The sequence below is a fragment of the Arthrobacter pityocampae genome (assembly GCF_002927275.1).
Classification (GTDB): domain Bacteria; phylum Actinomycetota; class Actinomycetes; order Actinomycetales; family Micrococcaceae; genus Arthrobacter_D; species Arthrobacter_D pityocampae.
Genome location: NZ_PRKW01000004.1, coordinates 342,474 through 361,828, shown reverse-complemented (window position 1 = coordinate 361,828; position 19,355 = coordinate 342,474). Strand labels below are relative to the sequence as shown.

The 19,355-nt window shown below is 72.8% G+C and carries 14 protein-coding genes and 1 tRNA gene; 5 read left to right on the top strand and 10 right to left on the bottom strand.

Annotated elements, in window-relative coordinates; genetic code table 11:
• Window positions 1–216 precede the first annotated feature (216 nt).
• The 9 genes from purM to C4K88_RS10630 all read right to left on the bottom strand — a co-directional run bounded on the left by purM (window position 217) and on the right by C4K88_RS10630 (window position 9,570).
• Window positions 217–1,332: a phosphoribosylformylglycinamidine cyclo-ligase gene (purM, locus tag C4K88_RS10670; RefSeq protein ID WP_104121596.1), complete on the bottom strand. Its 1,116-nt coding sequence runs from the start codon at window positions 1,330–1,332 to the stop codon at window positions 217–219.
• Window positions 1,329–2,888, bottom strand: coding sequence for an amidophosphoribosyltransferase (gene purF, locus C4K88_RS10665; RefSeq protein ID WP_104121595.1), 1,560 nt, complete (start codon window positions 2,886–2,888; stop codon window positions 1,329–1,331). The genes purM and purF overlap by 4 nt, the downstream gene beginning before the upstream one ends.
• Before the next feature lie 47 nt (window positions 2,889–2,935).
• Complete coding sequence (locus tag C4K88_RS10660; RefSeq protein WP_104121594.1) at window positions 2,936–4,048, bottom strand: EAL domain-containing protein; 1,113 nt, start codon at window positions 4,046–4,048, stop codon at window positions 2,936–2,938.
• 10 nt (window positions 4,049–4,058) lie between these two features.
• Complete coding sequence (locus tag C4K88_RS10655; protein ID WP_104121593.1) at window positions 4,059–4,232, bottom strand: DUF1059 domain-containing protein; 174 nt, start codon at window positions 4,230–4,232, stop codon at window positions 4,059–4,061.
• 143 nt (window positions 4,233–4,375) lie between these two features.
• Window positions 4,376–4,813, bottom strand: a complete 438-nt coding sequence (locus C4K88_RS10650; protein WP_241521836.1) for a hypothetical protein — start codon at window positions 4,811–4,813, stop codon at window positions 4,376–4,378.
• A 19-nt stretch (window positions 4,814–4,832) separates the two neighbouring features.
• Entirely contained in the window at window positions 4,833–6,374 is a 1,542-nt protein-coding gene (locus C4K88_RS10645; RefSeq protein WP_104121592.1) for a DUF2079 domain-containing protein, read from the bottom strand.
• On the bottom strand, window positions 6,371–6,736 hold the full coding sequence (locus C4K88_RS10640; RefSeq protein WP_104121591.1) for a sterol carrier family protein: 366 nt from the start codon (window positions 6,734–6,736) through the stop codon (window positions 6,371–6,373). Before C4K88_RS10640 ends, C4K88_RS10645 begins: the two co-directional genes overlap by 4 nt.
• Window positions 6,737–6,748: 12 nt before the next feature.
• On the bottom strand, window positions 6,749–7,753 hold the full coding sequence (locus tag C4K88_RS10635) for an asparaginase (RefSeq protein ID WP_104121590.1): 1,005 nt from the start codon (window positions 7,751–7,753) through the stop codon (window positions 6,749–6,751).
• A gap of 113 nt (window positions 7,754–7,866) precedes the next feature.
• The gene (locus C4K88_RS10630; protein WP_104121589.1) at window positions 7,867–9,570 is read right to left on the bottom strand and encodes a molybdopterin-dependent oxidoreductase; all 1,704 of its coding nucleotides are present in this window, start codon (window positions 9,568–9,570) and stop codon (window positions 7,867–7,869) included.
• Window positions 9,571–9,675: 105 nt separating this feature from the next.
• On the opposite strand from C4K88_RS10630, the gene purD reads away from it, so the two are divergent.
• The 5 genes from purD to C4K88_RS10605 all read left to right on the top strand — a co-directional run bounded on the left by purD (window position 9,676) and on the right by C4K88_RS10605 (window position 19,210).
• On the top strand, window positions 9,676–10,968 hold the full coding sequence (purD, locus tag C4K88_RS10625; protein WP_104121588.1) for a phosphoribosylamine--glycine ligase: 1,293 nt from the start codon (window positions 9,676–9,678) through the stop codon (window positions 10,966–10,968).
• Window positions 10,965–11,858, top strand: a complete 894-nt coding sequence (locus C4K88_RS10620; RefSeq protein ID WP_104121587.1) for a phosphoribosylaminoimidazolesuccinocarboxamide synthase — start codon at window positions 10,965–10,967, stop codon at window positions 11,856–11,858. Before purD ends, C4K88_RS10620 begins: the two co-directional genes overlap by 4 nt.
• Before the next feature lie 212 nt (window positions 11,859–12,070).
• The gene (locus C4K88_RS10615; RefSeq protein ID WP_241521835.1) at window positions 12,071–13,057 is read left to right on the top strand and encodes an SMP-30/gluconolactonase/LRE family protein; all 987 of its coding nucleotides are present in this window, start codon (window positions 12,071–12,073) and stop codon (window positions 13,055–13,057) included.
• Between the two features lie 154 nt (window positions 13,058–13,211).
• Window positions 13,212–16,121 carry an arylsulfatase gene (locus C4K88_RS10610; RefSeq protein ID WP_104121586.1) on the top strand — a complete coding sequence of 970 codons (2,910 nt, stop codon included), beginning with the start codon at window positions 13,212–13,214 and terminating at the stop codon, window positions 16,119–16,121.
• A 149-nt stretch (window positions 16,122–16,270) separates the two neighbouring features.
• The gene (locus tag C4K88_RS10605; protein WP_104121585.1) at window positions 16,271–19,210 is read left to right on the top strand and encodes a DEAD/DEAH box helicase family protein; all 2,940 of its coding nucleotides are present in this window, start codon (window positions 16,271–16,273) and stop codon (window positions 19,208–19,210) included.
• Between the two features lie 52 nt (window positions 19,211–19,262).
• On the opposite strand, the gene C4K88_RS10600 is transcribed toward C4K88_RS10605, so the two are convergent.
• A tRNA-Pro gene (locus C4K88_RS10600) sits at window positions 19,263–19,339 on the bottom strand.
• Window positions 19,340–19,355: the final 16 nt, after the last annotated feature.

Sequence of the window (19,355 nt, the reverse complement as noted above, 5' to 3'; positions counted from 1 at the left end):
CCCTAGGGCGGCGAAGCCCCTGTCCTCTCCGGAGGGCGGGGGCTTCGTCACGTCGGTGTCAGCATCGACCGGCCACATTTGCCCACCGACCCACCCAACTCATGGGGCATCGTCAGACATGCCCAGCGACGTGGGGGAGTCGGTGGGCAGAAGCGGCGGATCGGGCAGGTGGGTCGGGACGATGGATCGGGCAGGATCGGGCAAGGAGCCCGGAGGTCAGGAGGCGTACGCGCCGAGGAGCCGCACGGAGCCGCCGTCCACGCCCTTGGCGCCCTGGACGTAGTCCGGCCCGTCGGTGCTGCCGCCACTCGCGGCCTGCACGCTGCCCATGACCCAGGACGGGACACCGGCCGCGTTCAGCTGCGCCAGGGCGGCGTCGGCACCCTCCGGCCCCACGATCGCGACCATGCCGACGCCCAGGTTGAGGGTGCGCTCGAGGTCCGGCAACGGGACGGCGCCGAGCTGCGAGACGATGCCGAAGATCGGGGGGAGTCCCCAGGTGGAGCGGTCCACGGTGGCTTCGAGGCCGCGGGGCAGCACGCGGGCGAGATTCGCCGCGAGCCCGCCGCCGGTGACGTGGCTGAACCCGTGCACCTGCGCGGCGTCGTTCCGGGCGAGGGCGAGGCAGTCGGCGGCGTAGACGCGCGTGGGCTCGAGCAGTTCCTCGCCGAGCGTCCGCCCGAGGTCGTCGACCTGCCGGTCCAGCGTCCACCCGGCCGCACTGATGACGCGGCGGACGAGGGAGTAGCCGTTGGAGTGCAGGCCGGAGGAGGCCATGCCGATCACGACGTCGCCCGCCCGGACGCGCTCGGGGCCGAGGACGCGGTCCGCCTCGACCACGCCGGTCGCCGCGCCCGCGACGTCGTACTCGTGCTCGCCGAGCAGGCCCGGGTGCTCCGCGGTCTCCCCGCCCACCAGGGCGGTGCCGGCCACCGAGCAGCCGGCCGCGATGCCGCGGACGATGTCCGCGATGCGCTCGGGGACCACCTTCCCGCACGCGATGTAGTCCGTCATGAACAGCGGCTCCGCGCCGACCACCACGATGTCGTCCACGACCATGCCCACGAGGTCGAAGCCGATGGTGTCGTGGATGTCCATCGCCTGGGCGATCGCGACCTTCGTGCCCACGCCGTCGGTCGACGTCGCGAGCAGCGGCCGCGTGTAGGTGAGGAGGCGGGAGACGTCGAAGAGCCCCGCGAAACCACCCACCCCACCGAGGACCTGCTCGCCGTGCGTGGCCCGCACGGCGTCCTTCATGAGCTCGACGGCGCGGTCACCCGCCTCGACGTCCACTCCGGCGCTGGCATACGTGATGGGGTTCGGGGAGCTCATACCCGCTCTTTCTTGTCGTCGTCGGTCAGTACGGCTTCGAGGTCGGCGTCCGGCCCCGGGTCGCAGCCCACGGCGCCGGAGCGGTCGGCCGGGTCGAGGCGCTCGAGCAGGTTCTTGCCCAGGCGGTCGTCGTCGGGCAGTTCGATGGGGTACGTCCCGGTGAAGCAGGCCGTGCAGAGGCGCTCGCGGGGCTGCTGCGTGGCGTCGATCATGCCGTCCTCGGAGATGTAGGCGAGGCTGTCGGCGCCGACGGACTTGCTGATCTCCTCGACCGCCGCGCCGTTCGCGATGAGCTCCGCGCGGGAGGCGAAGTCGATGCCGTAGAAGCAGGGCCAGCGCACCGGCGGCGAGGAGATCTTGACGTGGACCTCGGCGGCGCCGGCCTCGCGCAGCATCCTGACGACGGCGCGCTGGGTGTTGCCGCGGACGATGGAGTCGTCCACGACGATGATGCGCTTGCCGCGGATGACGGATTCCAGGGCGTTGAGCTTGAGCCGGATGCCGAGCTGGCGGAGCGTCTGGCTGGGCTGGATGAATGTCCGCCCCACGTAGGCGTTCTTCACGAACCCGTGGGCGAAGGGGATGCCGGATTCCTCGGCGAAGCCGACGGCCGCGGGCGTCCCGGACTCGGGGACGGGGATCACGATGTCCGCCTCCGCGGTGTTCTCGCGGGCCAGCTGGCGGCCCATCTCCACGCGGGCCTCGTACACGGACCGGCCGGCGATCGAGGCGTCGGGCCGGGCCAGGTACACGTACTCGAAGACGCAACCGGCAGGGGTGGGGGAGCCGAAGCGGCTGCTGCGCACGCCGTCCTCGTCGATCGCGATGAACTCGCCGGGCTCGATCTCCCGGATGAAGCTCGCCCCGACGGTGGCGAGGGCCGCCTGCTCGGAGGCGACCACCCAGCCGCGCTCGAGCCGGCCGAGGACGAGGGGCCGGACACCGGAGGTGTCGCGGGCCGCGTACAGCGTCCCCTCGTCCATGAAGACGAAGCAGAACGCGCCGCGGATGCTCGGCAGCAACGCGAGGGCGGTCTGCTCGAGCGAGCGGTCGTCGTCGCCGTCGAGGAGCGCGGTGACGAGGGCGGTGTCCGTGGTGTTGCCCTGCGCCATCTCCCCGGCGCGCGGCTTGCCGTGACGGGCGAGGACCATCTGGTACAGCTCGGCCGAGTTGGTGAGATTGCCGTTGTGGGCCAGGGCCACGGTGCCCGCCGCGGTGGCGCCGAGGGTGGGCTGGGCGTTGGCCCAGTGGGAGGACCCGGTGGTGGAGTAGCGGCAGTGCCCGACGGCGATGTGCCCGGCCAGGGTGTTCAGCGTGGCCTCGTCGAAGACCTGGGACACGAGGCCCATGTCCTTGTAGACGTTGATCCTCCGGCCGTCGCTCGTGGCGATGCCCGCGGACTCCTGGCCCCGGTGCTGCAGCGCGTAGAGGCCGTAGTAGGCGAGCTTGGCCACCTCCTCGCCGGGAGCCCAGACGCCGAAGACGCCGCAGGCGTCCTGGGGTCCTCTCTCGCCGGGAAGAAGGTCATGGGAGAGGTGTCCGTCGCCGCGCAGCATGCGGCCATTCTCTCACGGTACGGTCCGCCGCCCCGCTTCCTCGGCGCCTATTTCCTGGTGGCCAGCTTCCCGATGAGCCGCTCCATCCGGGCGATCCCGACGAACCGCCCCGCGTTGTCCGTCACGAGCAGGGGGGCGAAGCGGGAACCCGCCTCCCGGGTGACGGCGCGTGTGAGGGCCTCGTCCACCGGGGTGTCCACGTTCACGACCAGGCCGGGGGTGACGACCCCCAGGTGTGCCACCTCCGCGGTGAGGACCGCCCGCGGGCGCCGCCCGTCGAGGAGCACGACGTCGGTGAGGTGCGGGTTCCCCGCGAAGAGGGCCGCCGCCGCGCCCGGGGTGGCGGCGGTGGGGGCCGGCTCGACGACGCCGCGGACCGTCGACGCCGCGGCGTCGCGCGACCGGGCGGACAGGCGGAGGGCCAGGTCCAGGTCGAGGCCCTGCCAGGGCGGCGCGGGCCGGCCCAGCAGGTACCCCTGCACGAGGGGGACCCCGAGGGCGGCGAGGGTGTCGAGCTCCTCGACCCGCTCGATCCCCTCGGCGAGGATCCAGGCGTCGACCCGGCCGGCGAAGAGCCCGATCATCTCCATGAGGGCCCGTTTGGCCTCGTCCGCGTCGATGTCGCGCACCAGTTCCCGGTCCATCTTGATGATGGACGGCCGGAGTGCGAGCAGGTGCTGCAGGCCCGCGTAGCCGGATCCGGCGTCGTCGACCGCGATCATGGCGCCCGCGGCGCGCAGGGCGTCCAGGTGCGGTTCCAGGTCGAGGTAGGACTCGATGGGCGTCTGCTCCGTGAGTTCCACGACGACGCCCCCGAGCCCGCCCTGCTCGGCCCACACCTGCTGCACCCGGGGCGAGGCGAGCAGGGCGGGGGAGACGTTCACCGTGAGGAAGCAGTTTGCCGGGAGGGACCCCCGGTGCGCGAAGGCGCTGCGGAGCGCGGCGGCCTCGAGTTCCGCCGCGCGCCCCTCGCGTCGCGCCCGGGCGAACCACACCTCGGGATTCTTCTCCCCGTACCCCGGGAAGCGGACGAGGGCCTCGTAGCCCACCACGGTGCCGCGGGCGGTGTCGATGATGGGCTGATAGGCGGAGGTGATCCCCTCACCGAGGCATGCGGCGGCGAGCTCGTGCGCGTCCGTGGCCTGGTGCAGGGCCTCCACCGGGCGCGGGTCAGGCGGCGACGATGCTGCCGCGCACCGCGCCGACCAGCTCGGGCGAGATCTCGGTCAGACCGTGTGCCGACGACGCATGCGCGCCCACCCGTGCGAGGATCTCGTCCTCCGTACTGCAGACCCAGCGGGCTTCGCAGCCCGGTACGACGTCTCCACATGCGAATGCCTTCATGGCACGTTCCTCTTCTCCGATTCGATGGTTCCCCCCATCGAGCCCTACTGTCGTCAACGCGGCCCCCGATGTAAGCGGGCCGGAGGCAGGGTGCCGTGCGCCTGCACCTGCGCCTGCACCTGCGCCTGCGACGGCGGCGGACGTCAGGCGTCGTCGTCCGTGCGTTCCGCCCGCGCCCGCTCGGCGCGCCTGACGCTGCGGCGGTCGATGACGAGGACCAGCAGGGCGGCGAGGAGCATCCCGGGCAGGGCGAAGGCGACCGTGAAGAACCCGAGGACGGATTCGCGCGTGAGTGTCGGATCGTCCGGGCCGGTATAGGCGAGGACCAGGGCGGCGAGGAAGCCGAGGATCGCGCCGACCGCCATGAAGGGCACGAACTTCGGCGCCCGGCGGACGGTCACCTCGCGCACGTCCGGTGTGGCCGGTGCGGGCACTTCCTGATGGTCTGCGTCGTGGACCGGGGCGTCCGGGCGGCCGGTCGCGGCGTCGGGGGCGGACCCGCCGGCCGCCGGCGCCTGCCCGTCGCCCCGCGGATCCGGCTGATCGGAGGAGGGGCGCGGCGACGGCTGCTCGGAGGTCATGCTTTAAGGCTACCGGGCGTCAGCGCTCCAGCCGGACGAGCTGGTAGCCCGCCTCGTCGAACACCGGCGTGTAGTCCGTGCCGGGGAACCGCTGCTCGGCGTGGGCCTCGGCGTCGGCCGGGCGGGTGGGTCCCCAGCTCCAGTCGTCGGCGTCGACGACGAGGTAGTCGGGGGCCGGGTTGGTGTTGCCGAGCCAGTACACGCGGGTCTCCGGCACGAGGTACGCCATGAGGACCACGCCGCTCTCCACCGTGGCACCCTCGGGGACGAGGCCCATCATGCGGTGGGCGGCGTCCCAGCGCGCGGATTGCCGGTACGTCTCCGGCTCGGCGAGTGCGGCGAACTTCTGGCCCGGCAGCAGGACCAGGCAGGCGGCGACGGCGGCGGGGACCCCCAGCAGCGCGGCGGACCGCACCCAGCGGCGGGGGCTCGCCCGGAGGGACCGGACGCCGTCCACCAGGCCGAGGAAGAGGACGGGCATGAGGACCGCGCTGTAATGCCACTCGGGGCCCCAGTACACCTCCTGACCGGAGGCGAACCGCCACAGCAGGGTGGGCAGGAGGATCAGGCTGAGCGGCGAGCGGAGGAAGAGAATGCCGCCGGCGAGCAGGAGCAGCAGGAGGGTCTCGTGTTTCGCGGTGCCGGTGAGGAGGTCGACGACGGCGCCGGCGGGGTCCGCGAGCATCGCGCCGGCATCGATCCGGTCCGCGTAGTCGTACTGGCCGGCGGTGTTGAGCGCCGGGAGGATCACGCGCACGGACAGGACCAGCCACAGCGCCCCCCAGGCGGCGAGCCACAGGCCGGCGACCGTCCGGAGCCGCCACGCGAGGACCAGCCCGAGGGCCATCACGGTGAGCCCGAGGTCCTCCTTCACGAAGACGAGGAGGCCGCCCCAGAGGACGGCGGGCAGCACGCGCCGTGCCAGGACGGCCTCGAGGGAGAGGGCCAGCAGCGGCACGGCGAACGCGATCTCGTGGAACTGCGCGGCGACGGCGGACTGCAGTCCCCAGGACAGCGCGTACGCGATCCCGACGGCGAGGCCGGCGGCGGAGCCGAGGAGCCGCATGCCGGTGCGTGCGACGACCGCCACCGACAGCCCGAAGAGCAGGTTCTGCACGACCAGCAGGGTCAGGCCCGACGGCGCGAGAGCGTACGCGGGGCCCAGCAGCACGAGCAGCGGGTGGAAGTGGTCGCCCAGGAGGTTGAAGTCCTCGCCCTTGATGGGCACGATCGGCGCACCGACGCCCGCGTAGGCCTTCGCGAGCTGCGTGAAGATCCCGAGGTCCCACGACGGCGTGTCCAGCCGGTTCCATTGGGCGACGGAGAAGACGGTGTAGAGGAGGGCGGCTGCGACGCCGGTCAGCCACGCCCCGGCCGGCTGGCGGCGGATCGCCGCGGCCGTGCGGCGTCGGAGGGCCGGGACAGTCGACGGACGGGTGTCGGGGCGGCCCGCCGGGATGCCGTGCGGGGAGGGCTCGCGTCGGCGGCGGGTCGTCGTCGACCCCGCGGCGGCGGGCGCTGGGCCCGACGGTGTGAGGTCGCCCGGGGCGTCACCGCTCACGGGTGGCGCCCGACGAGGGGCAGCCAGGCGCCGAGGTCGGCGCGCTGGCCGGAAGCGGCCACCCTGCCCGCGGCGACGGCGTCCGGCCAGGTAGTGGTCCCGGTGACGAGTGCGAGCCAGGTGGCGGCGTCGGTCTCGACGACGTTCGGCGGCGTGCCGCGGGTATGGCGGGGCCCCTCGACGCACTGGGTGACGCCGAACGGGGGGACCCGCACCTCGACGCTGTTGCCGGGCGCGAGCTCCGCGAGCTCCTCGAGGGTGAACCGGACCGCCATCGCGAGTTCCGGCCGGCCGGCGGACCCGTCGGCGACCTGCGCCAGGGCGCGGTGGCCGTCCTCGGCGGCGATGCGTCGTCGTGCCATGGGCTGCCGCTCCTAGTCGAGCAGGGACAGGACCGGTGCGGCCAGACGCAGGCTGCCCACGGAGCGGCCCCCGCCGAGGATCGGGGAGACGACCTTCTCGAGGGTCACTCCGACCTTCTCGGCGTCGATCGCACCGGACGCCGCGAGGAGCGTGAGGCCCACGAGCGTCGCCGCGCGGGCGTTGCCGTCGAGGACCTTCAGGGCGAGGGTCGCGCCGGTCGGCGCGGCGAGGACGAGCACGCCCTCGGCGCCGCTCTTGGCGAGCACGCCGAGGTCCTCCATGACCACCGAGTTCTCCATGCCGTGGCCGTGGACGGCCCAGGGGTAGTCCAGCATCGCGGTGGCGATCGTCGCGGCGCGGGCGTCGGCGTGCTTGTCCGAGGGGGCCTTCGCGATCTTCCCGATCCCGCGGGCGAGCCCCGTCAGGGACACGGCGGCCACCGGGGCGCCGCAGCCGTCCACGCCCCACGCCGCCACGGACTCCTCGGTGTACTCCTCGATGACGGAGGCCACGGAGCGCTGCAGCGGGTGGGTGGGGTCGAGGTACGTGGCGGTGTCCCAGCCGTTCTCCGTGCAGGCCCACAGGAACGCCGCGTGCTTGCCGGAGCAGTTGAAGGCGATGCGCTGCTTGCCCTTGCCGCCGCGGACGAGCTCGTGGCGGGCCTCCTCGTCCTGCGGCCAGTCCTCCGGGCACTGCAGGTGGTCCTCGGTGACGCCGGCGGCGTCGAGCATGGTCCGCACCACGTCCATGTGCTCCCGGCTGGCCACGTGGCTGGCCGCCGCGAGGGCCACCTGCGGGCCGCGCAGCGGGACCCCCGCCTTCATGCTCGCCAGGGCCTGGAACGGCTTGAGGGTGGAGCGCGGGAAGATCGGGCTCGTGATGTCCCCGAGTCCGGTCACCATGGAGCCGTCGGCCGCGAGGACGACGGCGGCCCCCACGTGGCGGGACTCGATGAAGCCGTTTCGTTCCAGGACGGCGAGGTCCACGGCGTCGGCCGTAGTGAAGGTGGAGGGCATGAACCCAGTATTCCCTATCCGCTGCGGCGCCCGAGGGGCCCCGTTGACACGGCTGCGCCCACCGGAGAGGACGGTCATCCGGTGGGCGCAGGTCTGGGGGCCGCGGGCGGCGGCTACGTCACGGTGAACTGCACCGACTGCCAGCCGGATGCGCCGTCCGGCACGGTGTCCGCGCGCTCCTCGGTCTGGAGGCCGTCGACGGCGTCCGTGGCCCTCGCCCTGACCGTGTGGAGTCCGGAGTCGAGGTTCACCTCATGGGACCACTGGCGCCAGGTGTCCACGGACGCCTCGGCGGCAAGGCTCACCGATTCCCAGTCGCCGCCGTCGACCGAGACCTCGACCGCGGTGATACCGCGCTGCTGGGACCAGGCGACACCGCCGAGCTGCACGGGTCCGCCGTCGACCTGCGCGAAGGACTTCGGGACCTCCACACGCGCCATGGTCTTGATGGGGCCCTTCTCGGACCAGCCGCGGTCCGTCCAGTACGCCGTGCGGTCGGCGAAGCGCGTGACCTCGAGGTCCACCACCCACTTGGTCGCCGAGACGTACCCGTAGAGGCCGGGGACCACCATGCGGACCGGGAAGCCGTGCTCCACGGGCAACGGCTCGTCGTTCATGGCGACGGCGAGGATGGCGTCGCGCCCGTCCTGCAGCACGGGCAGGGGAGTGGAGGCGCTGAAGCCGTCCGAACTCGTGGACAGGACCATGTCCGCGCCGTCCAGGGGCCGGGCCCGCGCGAGGACCTCGCGCAGCGGGTAGCCGAGCCACTTCGCCGTCCCGGCGAGGTCGCCGCCCACCGGGTTGGAGACGCAGGTGAGGGTGATGTGGCGCTCGACGAGGTCGGCGTCCAGGAGGTCCTGGAAGGTCAGCTCGAACTCCTCCTCCACCATGCCGTGCACGCGGAGCACCCAGTCGTCGGTGGTGAGCTGCGGGACGCTGAGCGCCGTGTCGATCCGGTAGAAGTCGCCGTTCGGGGTGACGAAGGGTGTCACGCCCGCGACGGGCGACTGCACGCCGACAGGCAGCGCCGGTGCAGGACTGGCCGGGGTGGGGAACCGCAGGCTGCCCCGGAGCGCGGCGACCTCGTTCCGCGCACCCGCCAGCAGCCGGCCCCCACCCGCGGCCGCGGCGGCGACGACGGCGGTGACCCCCGCGGCGGCGAAGAACCCGCGCCGCGACGTCGTGCCGGCCGGCCGCGTGGCGGAGGCTCGCACGCTGGAGCGCGACGGTGCCGTCGTGACGGACCCGGTGCGGGCGGCGTCGCCCCCGGCGGTGCTCCCCAGGCCGGCTGCTTCTCCCGTGTCGACCGCCGACCGTCCTGCGGTGTCCCCCGGAGCGGGACCGGCGGCCGGCGCCCCGGCGGCCGCGTGCCGGAGGCGGGCGGTCAGCACGCGCAGTGCCAGCAGCCCCGCGGCGGTGCCGACGACGGTCGGGACTGCGTCGGGCAGGGAGGCACCGGCCCGGGTGAGGACGCAGGCCAGGATCACCGATCCCATGACCAGCACGCCGGCGACGCCGAGCGCCCACCGCCGGAACGCCACGACGCCGAGGACCGCCGCCAGCAGCGCGATCGTGATGCCCATGCCGACGAGCAGTGCCAGCTTGTCGCTGGTCCCGAACGTCGCGATGGCGAAGTCCTTCAGCCAGGGCGGCGTGAAATCGATGAAGGTGGAGCCCATGGCGATGACCGGGGTGGCGCTCGCCCGGAAGAAGGCCCCGGCGAGTTCGGCGACGCCGAGTACCACGCCGGCGGCGATGATGCCGGCGAGCGCCGCCAGGAGGGGAAGGCCGCGGCGGGACGTCGGGAGGTTGCTCATGGAAAGTATTCGGAGAGGCCTGTGGACGGTATGGGTGGGACGAACCGTCGTAACAGGCGCTTTTTCTGCGCCGGGGTGGTACCCCCTCCAGTACGCTGGTGGACTGTGAAGGTTCTTGTACTGGGCCCCGGAGGCCGCGAACACGCCATCGTCCGGGCCCTGGTGGCCGACCCGTTCGTCCGGGAGGTGCATGCGGCCCCCGGCAACGCCGGCATCGCCCAGGACGTCCCCACCCACGCCATCGACGCGAACGATCCCGCCGCCGTCGTCGGGTTGGCCCGCCGGCTGGGCTCCACCCTCGTGGTGATCGGACCCGAGGCTCCGCTCGCCGCCGGTGTCGCGGACGCCCTGCTCGAGGCCGACATCCCCGTCTTCGGCCCCACCCGCGCCGCCGCGCAGCTCGAGGCCTCCAAGGCCTTCGCCAAGCAGGTCATGGCCGCAGCCGGCGTGCCGACCGCCATGGCCCGCGTCGCCGCCACGGACGAGGAGGCGAACGAGGCGCTCTGCACGTTCGGCGCCCCCTATGTGGTGAAGGACGACGGCCTCGCCGCCGGCAAGGGTGTGGTGGTCACCGAGGATCTCGCCGAGGCCCGCGCCCACGCCTCCGCGTGCTTCGCGGCGGGAGGCACCGTGGTCATCGAGGAGTACCTCGACGGACCCGAGGTGTCCCTGTTCGTCCTCTCCGACGGCCGCACGGTGGTCCCGCTCGCACCGGCCCAGGACTTCAAGCGCATCCACGACGCCGACGAGGGCCCCAACACGGGCGGCATGGGCGCCTACTCGCCGCTCGAATGGGTGCCCGCCGGCCTCGTCGACGAGGTTCTCACGCGCGTGGCGCAGCCCGTGATCGACGAGATGGCGCACCGCGGCACCCCCTTCGCGGGCGTCCTCTACGTGGGCCTCGCGCTCACGGCGCGCGGCCTGCGCGTCATCGAGTTCAACGCCCGCTTCGGGGACCCGGAGACACAGGCCGTCCTCGCACGCCTGACCACGCCCCTCGGCGGGGTGCTGCTCGCCGCCGCGCGGGGCGCCCTCGACCAGATCGACCCGCTGAACTGGTCGCCCGAGACGGCCGTCGCCGTCGTTCTCGCGTCCGAGAACTACCCCGACACCCCGGTCACGGGCCGGCGCGTCCGTGGGCTGAAGAAGGCCGCACAGGTGGAGCGCGCGCACGTCCTCCATGCCGGCACCGCCCTGCGGGACGGCAAGGTGGTGAGCTCCGGCGGTCGGGTGCTGGCCGTCGTCGGGCTCGGGGACTCCCTGGCCGACGCGCGGGCCACCGCCTACGAGAGCCTGGGCCGGATCGACCTCGAGGGCGGACAGTTCCGCACGGACATCGCCCTCACGGCCTCGCGCTCGGAAATCACGGTCGCCGGTCCTGCGGTGGCCAGGGCATGAGCGCCTTCGCGCCCGAGCATCCGGACCTGCCCGGCTGGCGGCACGTCTACTCCGGCAAGGTCCGCGACCTGTACGAGCCGGAGGACGGGCGCGACGACGTCGTGCTCGTCGTGGCCAGCGACCGCATCAGCGCCTACGACCACGTCCTGGCCACGGAGATCCCCGACAAGGGGCGGGTGCTCACGCAGCTGAGCCTGTGGTGGTTCGAGCAGCTCGCGGGGATCCCGAACCACGTGATCGCGTCGGACGCCGCCGGGGGTGTGCCCGCCGCCGTCGAGGGCCGGGCGATGATCTGCCGCCGCCTCGTCATGTACCCGATCGAGTGCATCGCGCGCGGCTACCTGACCGGGAGCGGGCTGCTGGAGTACCGGGAGTCCCGCACCGTCTGCTCCCTGCCGCTGCCCGAGGGCCTCGTGGACGGCTCCCGGCTCGACCCGGCGCTCTTCACCCCCTCGGCGAAGGCGGAGGTGGGCGAGCACGACGAGAACATCACCTACGACGCCGTCGTCATGACCGTCGGCGACGACACCGCGGCCCGGCTGCGCTCCCTCACCCTCGAGATCTATGCCGCAGCGGAGGCGATCGCCCGGGACCGCGGAATCCTCCTCGCCGACACGAAGGTGGAGTTCGGCCTCGACCCGGCCACCGGCCGCGTCACCCTCGGCGACGAGGTGCTCACGCCGGACTCCTCACGCTTCTGGGACGCCGCCCTGTACGCGCCCGGGCAGGCGCAGCCCTCGTTCGACAAGCAGTTCGTCCGGGACTGGCTGGCCTCCTCCGGCTGGGACCGGCAGTCGGAGCCCCCGGCGCTGCCCGCCGACGTCGTCGACCGCACGCGCGCCCGCTACATCGAGGCGTACGAGCGCCTGACCGGCCGCACCTTCGCCTGAGGCCCTGCTCCGGCCGCGCCGTCGTGAGGTGGCCCGGCCGGCACCACGCCGGGTCCCGGGGACGAAGCCTGTGTGCGGATCGTTGTCGTTCCGGTCCGGTGTCGAGGCACCCAGTGTCATCCGGCCCAGCTCTCGTCCGACCCAGCTTTGTTCGCCCCAGCGCCGTGCGGATCCTGAAGGCCGCGACCGGCGCCGAATCCTCCAGGAGCACCGTGAACAGCACCCAGCAAACCCCGCGCCGCCCGACGGCAACCCGACGCGCGACCCGAGCGGCCGTCGCCCTCGCGGCGACCGCCCTGCTGTTGCCGGCAGCGGGCGCCGTGGCCGCACCGTCGACGTCCCTCCCGGCTTCGGTTGCATCCCACCGGCACCAGGACACCAGCATCCCGCTGCCAGGAGCATCATCAGCCGAAGGCATCGCCAAGGGCGAGGGCTCCACATTCTATGCGGGGGACCTCGGTCTCGGTGACATCTTCCGCGGCGACATCCGGAAGGGGACAGCCGAACTGTTCATCGACGCACCCGACGGCAGGGCCGCCGTCGGCCTCAAGGCCGATGTGCGGAACGACCTCCTGTTCGTCTCGGGCGGAGGGACGGGCCAGGCGTACGTCTACGACACCGAGACCGGAGCGGCGGTGGCCGACTTCCAGCTCGCCACGGGCGATGCCTTCATCAACGACGTCACGCTCACGAGGGACGGCGCCTACTTCACCGATTCGCGGAGTGCGGAACTGTACTTCGTCCCCGTGGGCGACCACGGGGAGCTCGGGGAGCCCGAGACGATTGCTCTGTCCGGACCGGCCGCTGTGGTGACGCCGGGCTTCAATCTCAACGGGATCACGTCGGTGGGCCGCGGCAGGACGCTCATCGTGGCGCACTCGGCCAACCATGCCATCTACACCGTCGACCCGGAGACGGGCGTCAGCGCGGACATCGCGACGGGCGCGCTCCCCAACGTGGATGGCATCCTCGCCAAGGGGGACACCGTGTACGCCGTGCAGAACAGGATCAACCAGGTCAGCCGGATCGATCTGTCGAAGGACCTGACGCGCGGAGAGGTCGAGGACGTCATCACGAGCCCGCTGTTCAACGTGCCGACGACGGTGGCGCTGTTCGGCAACACGCTGGCACTCGTCAACGCGAAGTTCGGTGTCGTCGATCCCGGCGGGTACGAGGTGGTGACCGTCTCCGCGCGTTGACTCGACCTCCGGAGGCGGGTCTCACCCTCCGCAGGGGATGCCCGGTGCGCGGCGGGCCGTGATCATGGGCGGATCGGCCTCCGGGCCGGGCCACCCACGAGCGCACGGGACGACCCCGCAGGGAGCGTTCCCGCCGCGAGGATCGGAGAGTTCCATGAGTGACACCCAGATGCTGATCGTCGCGGGCTACGCGGACGTCGACGTCGCCGAGGCCGAGTTCAGGGCGCTGGCCGCCCGGGTCGAGGCGAAGGAGCTGAGGAGCCAGGGCATGATCCTGGTCGGCAAGGACGCCGACGGCGACGCGCGGCTCCTGGACACCGGGAACCACGTGGGCCGCTGCGGGGCCGGATGGGGCGGCGGCGCGGGCGTGCTCGTCGGCATGTTCGCCCCGCCCATGCTCGGAGCGGTCGCTGTGGGCGCCGCCGCAGGCTCCGTCGTCGGCCACTTCGCGGGCCACAAGCTGACCCACGCCGTGCAGGAGCAGGTCGGTGCAGCGCTGAAGGCCGGCACGGCCGTCACCATCGGGGTGTTCCCTGCCGGGGACCGGCTGGCCGTCGAGCGCGCCCTTCCCGGCGCCCCGCTGAAGTCCGTCGTCGAGAGCGACGAGAAGGGCATCGACGAGCTCAAGGCGAAGCTGGCCCAGGCCATGGGCAAGTTCTCCCCCGACCGCTCGCGACTCCCGCTGCCGAACAAGCCCTTCAGCGGAGTGGCCGGCCACACCATCGACGAGTCGATCGGGGACTGGACCATCGTGGCCGGCGCCACGCCGCCGGACGACGCCCCGAACGTCCTCATCGTCCTCGTCGACGACGCCGGCTTCGGCGGACCCGACACGTTCGGCGGCGGGATCCGCACCCCGAACCTCGCCCGCGTCCAGCAGCAGGGCGTCACCTACAACCGGTTCCACGTCACGGCGGTCTGCTCACCCACCCGCGCCGCCCTGCTCACGGGCCGCAACCACCACCGCGTCGGCATGGGTGGCATCGCGGAGTTCCCCGGCCCGTTCCCCGGGTACACCGGGGTCCGGCCGCAGGCCTGCACCGCCCTCCCGCGCATCCTGCACGAGAACGGCTACATCACCGGTGGGTTCGGGAAGTGGCACATGACGCCCGGTCGCGACATGGGGGCCGCAGGATCCTTCGACCACTGGCCCACGGGCTGGGGCTTCGACCACTGGTGGGGGTTCCTGACCGGGGCCGCCGGGCAGTACGACCCGATCATCACGCAGGACAACTCCACCCTCGGCGTCCCCGAGGGGAAGGACGGCGCGCTGTACTACTTCCCCGACGACATCACCGACAAGACTGTCGAGTGGCTGCATGCCGTCCGGGCACAGGACGCCGAGAAGCCATGGTTCGTCTACTACTCGACCGGGGCCACCCATGCACCGCACCACGTCGCCCAGGAATGGGCGGACCGGTACAAGGGCCGGTTCGACGACGGCTGGGACACCTATCGCGCACGGACCCTCGAGCGGCAGAAGAAGCTCGGCATCGTCCCTGCGGACACCGACCTCGCCCCGTGCCCCGACGCCTTCCCCGCCTGGGACAGCCTCCCCGAGGCCGACCGCAGGCTCTACGCACGCCAGATGGAGGTCTTCGCCGGCTTCTCGGAGAACGCCGACTGGAACGTCGGCCGCCTGCTGGACGAGGTCGAGGCGATGGGTGAACTCGACAACACGCTCGTCATCTACATCTGGGGCGACAACGGTGCGTCGATGGAGGGTACCGTCACCGGGTCGTTCAACGAGACGACGTTCTTCAACGGGGTGGTCCTCGACCCGGAGGAGCAGCTCGCGCTCATCGACAGGTACGGCGGCATCGGCGAGCTCGGCGGCTTCCACACCGCGCCGCACTTCGCCGCGGCCTGGGCGCACGCGAACAACACCCCGTTCCCGTGGGGCAAGCAGATGGCCTCCCACCTGGGTGGCACCCGCAACCCGATGGTGATCTCCTGGCCGCACCGCATCGCCGCCGACAGCGAGCTGCGGACGCAGTTCACCCACTGCATCGACGTGGTACCCACGGTGCTCGAGGCCGTCGGCCTTCCCGAGCCCGCCGTCGTCGACGGCGTCGACCAGGAGCCGATGGACGGGACCAGCTTCGCGTACACGTTCGATGACCCGGCCGCGCCCGAACAGCACACGGTGCAGTACTTCGAGATGTACGGCAGCCGCGCCATCTACAAGGACGGCTGGTGGGCCTGCGCGAAACTCGACAAGCTGCCCTGGGACTTCTCGCCCGAGACGCTCGCCCGGTTCGGCCCCGGCGGGACGTGGGACCCCGAGAACGACGTCTGGGAGCTCTACTATCTGCCCGACGACTTCTCCCAGGCCCACGACCTCGCCGCCGACAACCCGGACAAGGTCGCCGAGCTGGTGGAGCTCTTCTGGGCCGAGGCCGAGCGGAACCGCGTCCTGCCGCTGCTCGGCGGGTTCGCGGCCTTCTTCGGGATCCTCCCCCCGCTGCCCACCCGGACGCGGTTCGCCTTCGCCGGGGACGTGCAGAACATCCAGACGACGATGATCCCCCGCATCTACGGCCGGTCCTACGCCATCGAGGCGCACGTGCACGTGCCCGACGACGGCGCGCAGGGCGTGCTCGTGGCCTTCGCCGACTTCATCGGCGGCTTCGCCCTCTGGGTCGACGAGAGGGGCCTGCTCAACCACACCTACCAGTTCCTGGGCATCGACACGTACCGGCAGACGTCCACCGAACCGATCCCCACGGGCGACGTCACCCTCACGATGCTGTTCGAGGCGGACGAGGCCGTTCCAGGCAGCGGGGGACGCGTCACGTTACTGGCGAACGACCGAACCATCGGCGAGGGCGTGATCCCACGCAGCATCTCCCTCATCTTCACCACTTACGCCGGCATGGACATCGGCCGCGACAACGGGGGCGTCGTCGACCTCGACTACGAGGACCGGGCCCCCTACGCGTTCACCGGCGAGGTCCGCGAGGTCGTCTTCGACCTCGCCCCGACCCCGCCCGTCCATGCCGTGGACGTCGCCCTGCACGCGGCGACCATCCAGGCCGCCGTCGCCCACGGGGCGGCCGGCTGACCGTACCGGTCCTGACGCGGACCACAGGAGAGGCCCGTCGGCCGGCGGGCACCTTCTGTGGGTCCTACTAGGATGGGGCTGCCGCTTCCGGCCCGGCCGGGCGCGGTGCGTCGGCGCGCTCGGGCGACGACGCCCGGGGGAGGAGCGTCGTGCAGCAGTCCGAGGAAACCATCATCACCCGTGCCACGCCGCTGGCGTCCTGGCGCTTCGCCGGCCGGTTGCGCACCTATCAGGCCGACGTCCTCGAGCGGGTGCCGGTCGTCGCCGGGGAACCCCTGCACATCGTGGCACCGCCGGGCTCGGGCAAGACCCTGCTCGGCCTGCTGCTCGCCGCCCGGCGGGGCACCCGTGCGCTCGTGCTGGCCCCCACGGCGACCATCCGCTCCCAGTGGGCCCGCGCGGCGGACGAGCTCGAGGGCGGCGCCGGGGGCGTGTCGGAGGATCCGCACGAGCCCGGTGACCTGACCGCCCTGACCTACCAGATGCTGAGCGTGGTCGAGGGCGGGAACCCCCTCACCGACCTCGCCGTCGCCGAGTGGAGCCGCGAACTCGAGGCGGGCGGCCGGACGGCGACGGCGGCCGGGGAGTGGATCGAGTCCCTCCGGATGGCCAATCCGGCAGCCTTCCGCGAGGGCGTCACGCGCCGTTCCCGCACCCGGCGGCGGCAGTTCGCCCAGCAGGACGCGGAGCTCCTGGCCCGCGTCCTCCATCCCAACGCGCGCGCCCTCGTGGACCGTCTCGTCGAGCATGGAGTCGAGACCGTCATCCTGGACGAGTGCCACCACCTGCTCGACCACTGGGCGCTGGTCGTCGCGTATCTCGCCTCGCGTATCCGGGACGCCGGTGGGACGCCCCTGCTGATCGGGCTGACGGCCACGCTGCCGTCCGTCGAGGACACGCGGTCCCACGACAACTACGCCGCGCTGCTCGGGGACGTGGATTACGAGGTGCCGACCCCCGCCGTCGTGAAGGAGGGCAACCTCGCGCCCTACCGCGACCACATCTGGTTCGTGGAACCGGTCGAGGAGGAACTCGTGTTCCTGCGCGAGCACGAACGCCGCCTGGCGGACCTCGTCCGGGACCTGCTGGCCGGGGACGACGGCGTCGCCTACCTGGCAGCGCTCCTGCAGCCCGCGTCCGACGGCGGGGACGAGCAGCGCCTCGCGCGGGCGTTCGCCGCCGATTTCGCCCTCGCCGAATCGGCCGCACGGATGCTGCTCGATCTCGCGCCGGATCATCCGCTGCGGGCCCTGCTGCCCGCCGACGTCCGGACCCCGCCCGACACCGGGCAGAGCGTCCGCCTGCTCGCCCGCTACGCACTGGACCGCGTGCTGCCGGACCCGGCACGCGCCGACCAGTGGCAACGGATCAAGGGGACGGTCGCCGACTTCGGCTACACGCTGACGGACCGCGGCGTCCGGCGCGGCCGGGACCCCATCGACACGCTGCTCGCCTCGTCGGCGGCGAAGGATGCCGCCGTCGGTGACATCCTGCGCCTCGAGCTCGGCCAGCCGACCGGACACCTCGTGCGGGCCGCCGTGATCGCCGACTTCGCGGTCCACGGGAACAAGCGCGGCACGGCCGGCCGGCGGGCGGGGGCGCTCCGGGTGTTCGACGCCCTCGTCGGCGACGTGACACTCGCGGCGCTGCGCCCGGTGCTCGTCACCGCCCGGCACCTCAGGATCGCCGCACGCGATGCGGGCGTCCTCGTCCCGGCGCTGTCCGCAGCCCTCGACGCGGACCTCACACCCACTCCGGTGGACGGTTCGCCGGACGTCCTCGACCTCGGGACGGCGGGTCGCGGTTCCGCGGCCGTCGTCGCGGCGCTGTCCGCCCTGCTCACCCGCGGGGAGGTGCGCGTGGTGGTCGGCACCCGCGGGCTGCTCGGCGAGGGGTGGGACTGCCCGGCGGTGAACACGCTGATCGACCTCACCGCCGTCGCGACGTCGTCGTCCACCCAGCAGCTCCGCGGCCGCACGCTGCGTCTCGACCCCGCGTGGCCGCAGAAAGTGGCTCACAACTGGGTGGTGACCGCCGTGATCCCGGCGCGGGTCGCCCTCGCGTCCGCGCCCGACCTCCGCAGGATGAAACGCAAGCACGACCGCATCTGGGGCCTGCTGCGGGAGGACTCCACCCAGGTGGTCCGCGGGCTGCCGATCGCGCTCACCGGGGAGCAGTCCGGTCGGCTGCGCGCCCTCGAGGGCAAGGACCGACGGCAGACGGTGGACGGCCTCAACGAGAGCACGGCGACGGCGCTGCCCCCGCGTGCCGTCAGCTACCGGTCGTGGCGGATCGGTGAGCCCTACGCGGACCGCGAGGGGGCGTCGGCCGTCGTGAGCCGCACCGGCACGAGGGCCTTCCGGACCGGGTGGACGCTCCAGTTCATCCTCGTCGGCATCCTCTGCGTCCTGTGCGCGGTCCTCGTGCAGTTCCGCCGGCCGCTGGGAGCCCTCTGGCAGGTCCATCCCGGCGCGGGGCTCGCCGGCACAGCCCTCGCGCTCGGCCTCGCCGGCTGGCTCGCCTGGCCGCTGTGCCGGCAGGTCGGTCTCGCGGCCCGGCAGGCGTTCACCACGACAGCCGCGTACCGCCGGGTGGTGCGGGCGGTCGCCGAAGCGCTGCACGACGCCGGCCATGTGCCGGCCTTCGGTGACGGGGACATCCGGGTGGCGGCCATGGGGAGCGGGGACCTCGTCGCGCGGTTCGAGCTCGAGGTGCTCGGTGGCTCAGCCGTGGAGCGCCGCGCCGTCGCCACGGCGCTCGCCGAGCTGTTCGGTCCTGTGCGCAGTCCGCGGTTCCTCCTGCGGATCGACCGCGGCGAACCCGCGTCCGTCCACCGCCAGCCCCTCCTGCAGCTCGTCCTGTGGCTCGCCCGTCTGCTCACGCGACGCGATCGTCTTCTGCCTGTGCCGGCGCTCCTCGGTCGACGGCGCGCGGACGCGGAGGCCTTCGCACGGACCTGGCAGCGGACCGTCGGTCCGTGCGCACTGCTGGAGATCGATGCCGCGGAGGACTTCGTGCAGCTGACCCGGGCCCGGCGTGACGCGGCGGGCGCCGCCGAGGCGCCTTCCGTGCGGGAGCACTGGTCCTGATCGGGAACGCGAGAGACCCGCCGGCTGCTGCCGGCGGGCCTCTCGCTTCTGGTGGTCGGGGTGACAGGATTTGAACCTGCGGCCTCGTCGTCCCGAACGACGCGCGCTACCAAGCTGCGCCACACCCCGGTGTCGCTTCCGGCAG

Bases quoted from the DNA above. Each gene is read 5' to 3' on its own strand.
- C4K88_RS10620 (WP_104121587.1), top strand. From the start codon at position 10,965: ATGAGCGCCTTCGCGCCCGAGCATCCGGACCTGCCCGGCTGGCGGCAC.
- C4K88_RS10640 (WP_104121591.1), bottom strand. From the start codon at position 6,736: ATGGCACGACGACGCATCGCCGCCGAGGACGGCCACCGCGCCCTGGCG.
- purF (WP_104121595.1), bottom strand. From the start codon at position 2,888: ATGCTGCGCGGCGACGGACACCTCTCCCATGACCTTCTTCCCGGCGAG.
- purM (WP_104121596.1), bottom strand. From the start codon at position 1,332: ATGAGCTCCCCGAACCCCATCACGTATGCCAGCGCCGGAGTGGACGTC.
- C4K88_RS10635 (WP_104121590.1), bottom strand. From the start codon at position 7,753: ATGCCCTCCACCTTCACTACGGCCGACGCCGTGGACCTCGCCGTCCTG.
- C4K88_RS10610 (WP_104121586.1), top strand. From the start codon at position 13,212: ATGAGTGACACCCAGATGCTGATCGTCGCGGGCTACGCGGACGTCGAC.
- C4K88_RS10630 (WP_104121589.1), bottom strand. From the start codon at position 9,570: ATGAGCAACCTCCCGACGTCCCGCCGCGGCCTTCCCCTCCTGGCGGCG.
- C4K88_RS10650 (WP_241521836.1), bottom strand. From the start codon at position 4,813: ATGACCTCCGAGCAGCCGTCGCCGCGCCCCTCCTCCGATCAGCCGGAT.
- C4K88_RS10655 (WP_104121593.1), bottom strand. From the start codon at position 4,232: ATGAAGGCATTCGCATGTGGAGACGTCGTACCGGGCTGCGAAGCCCGC.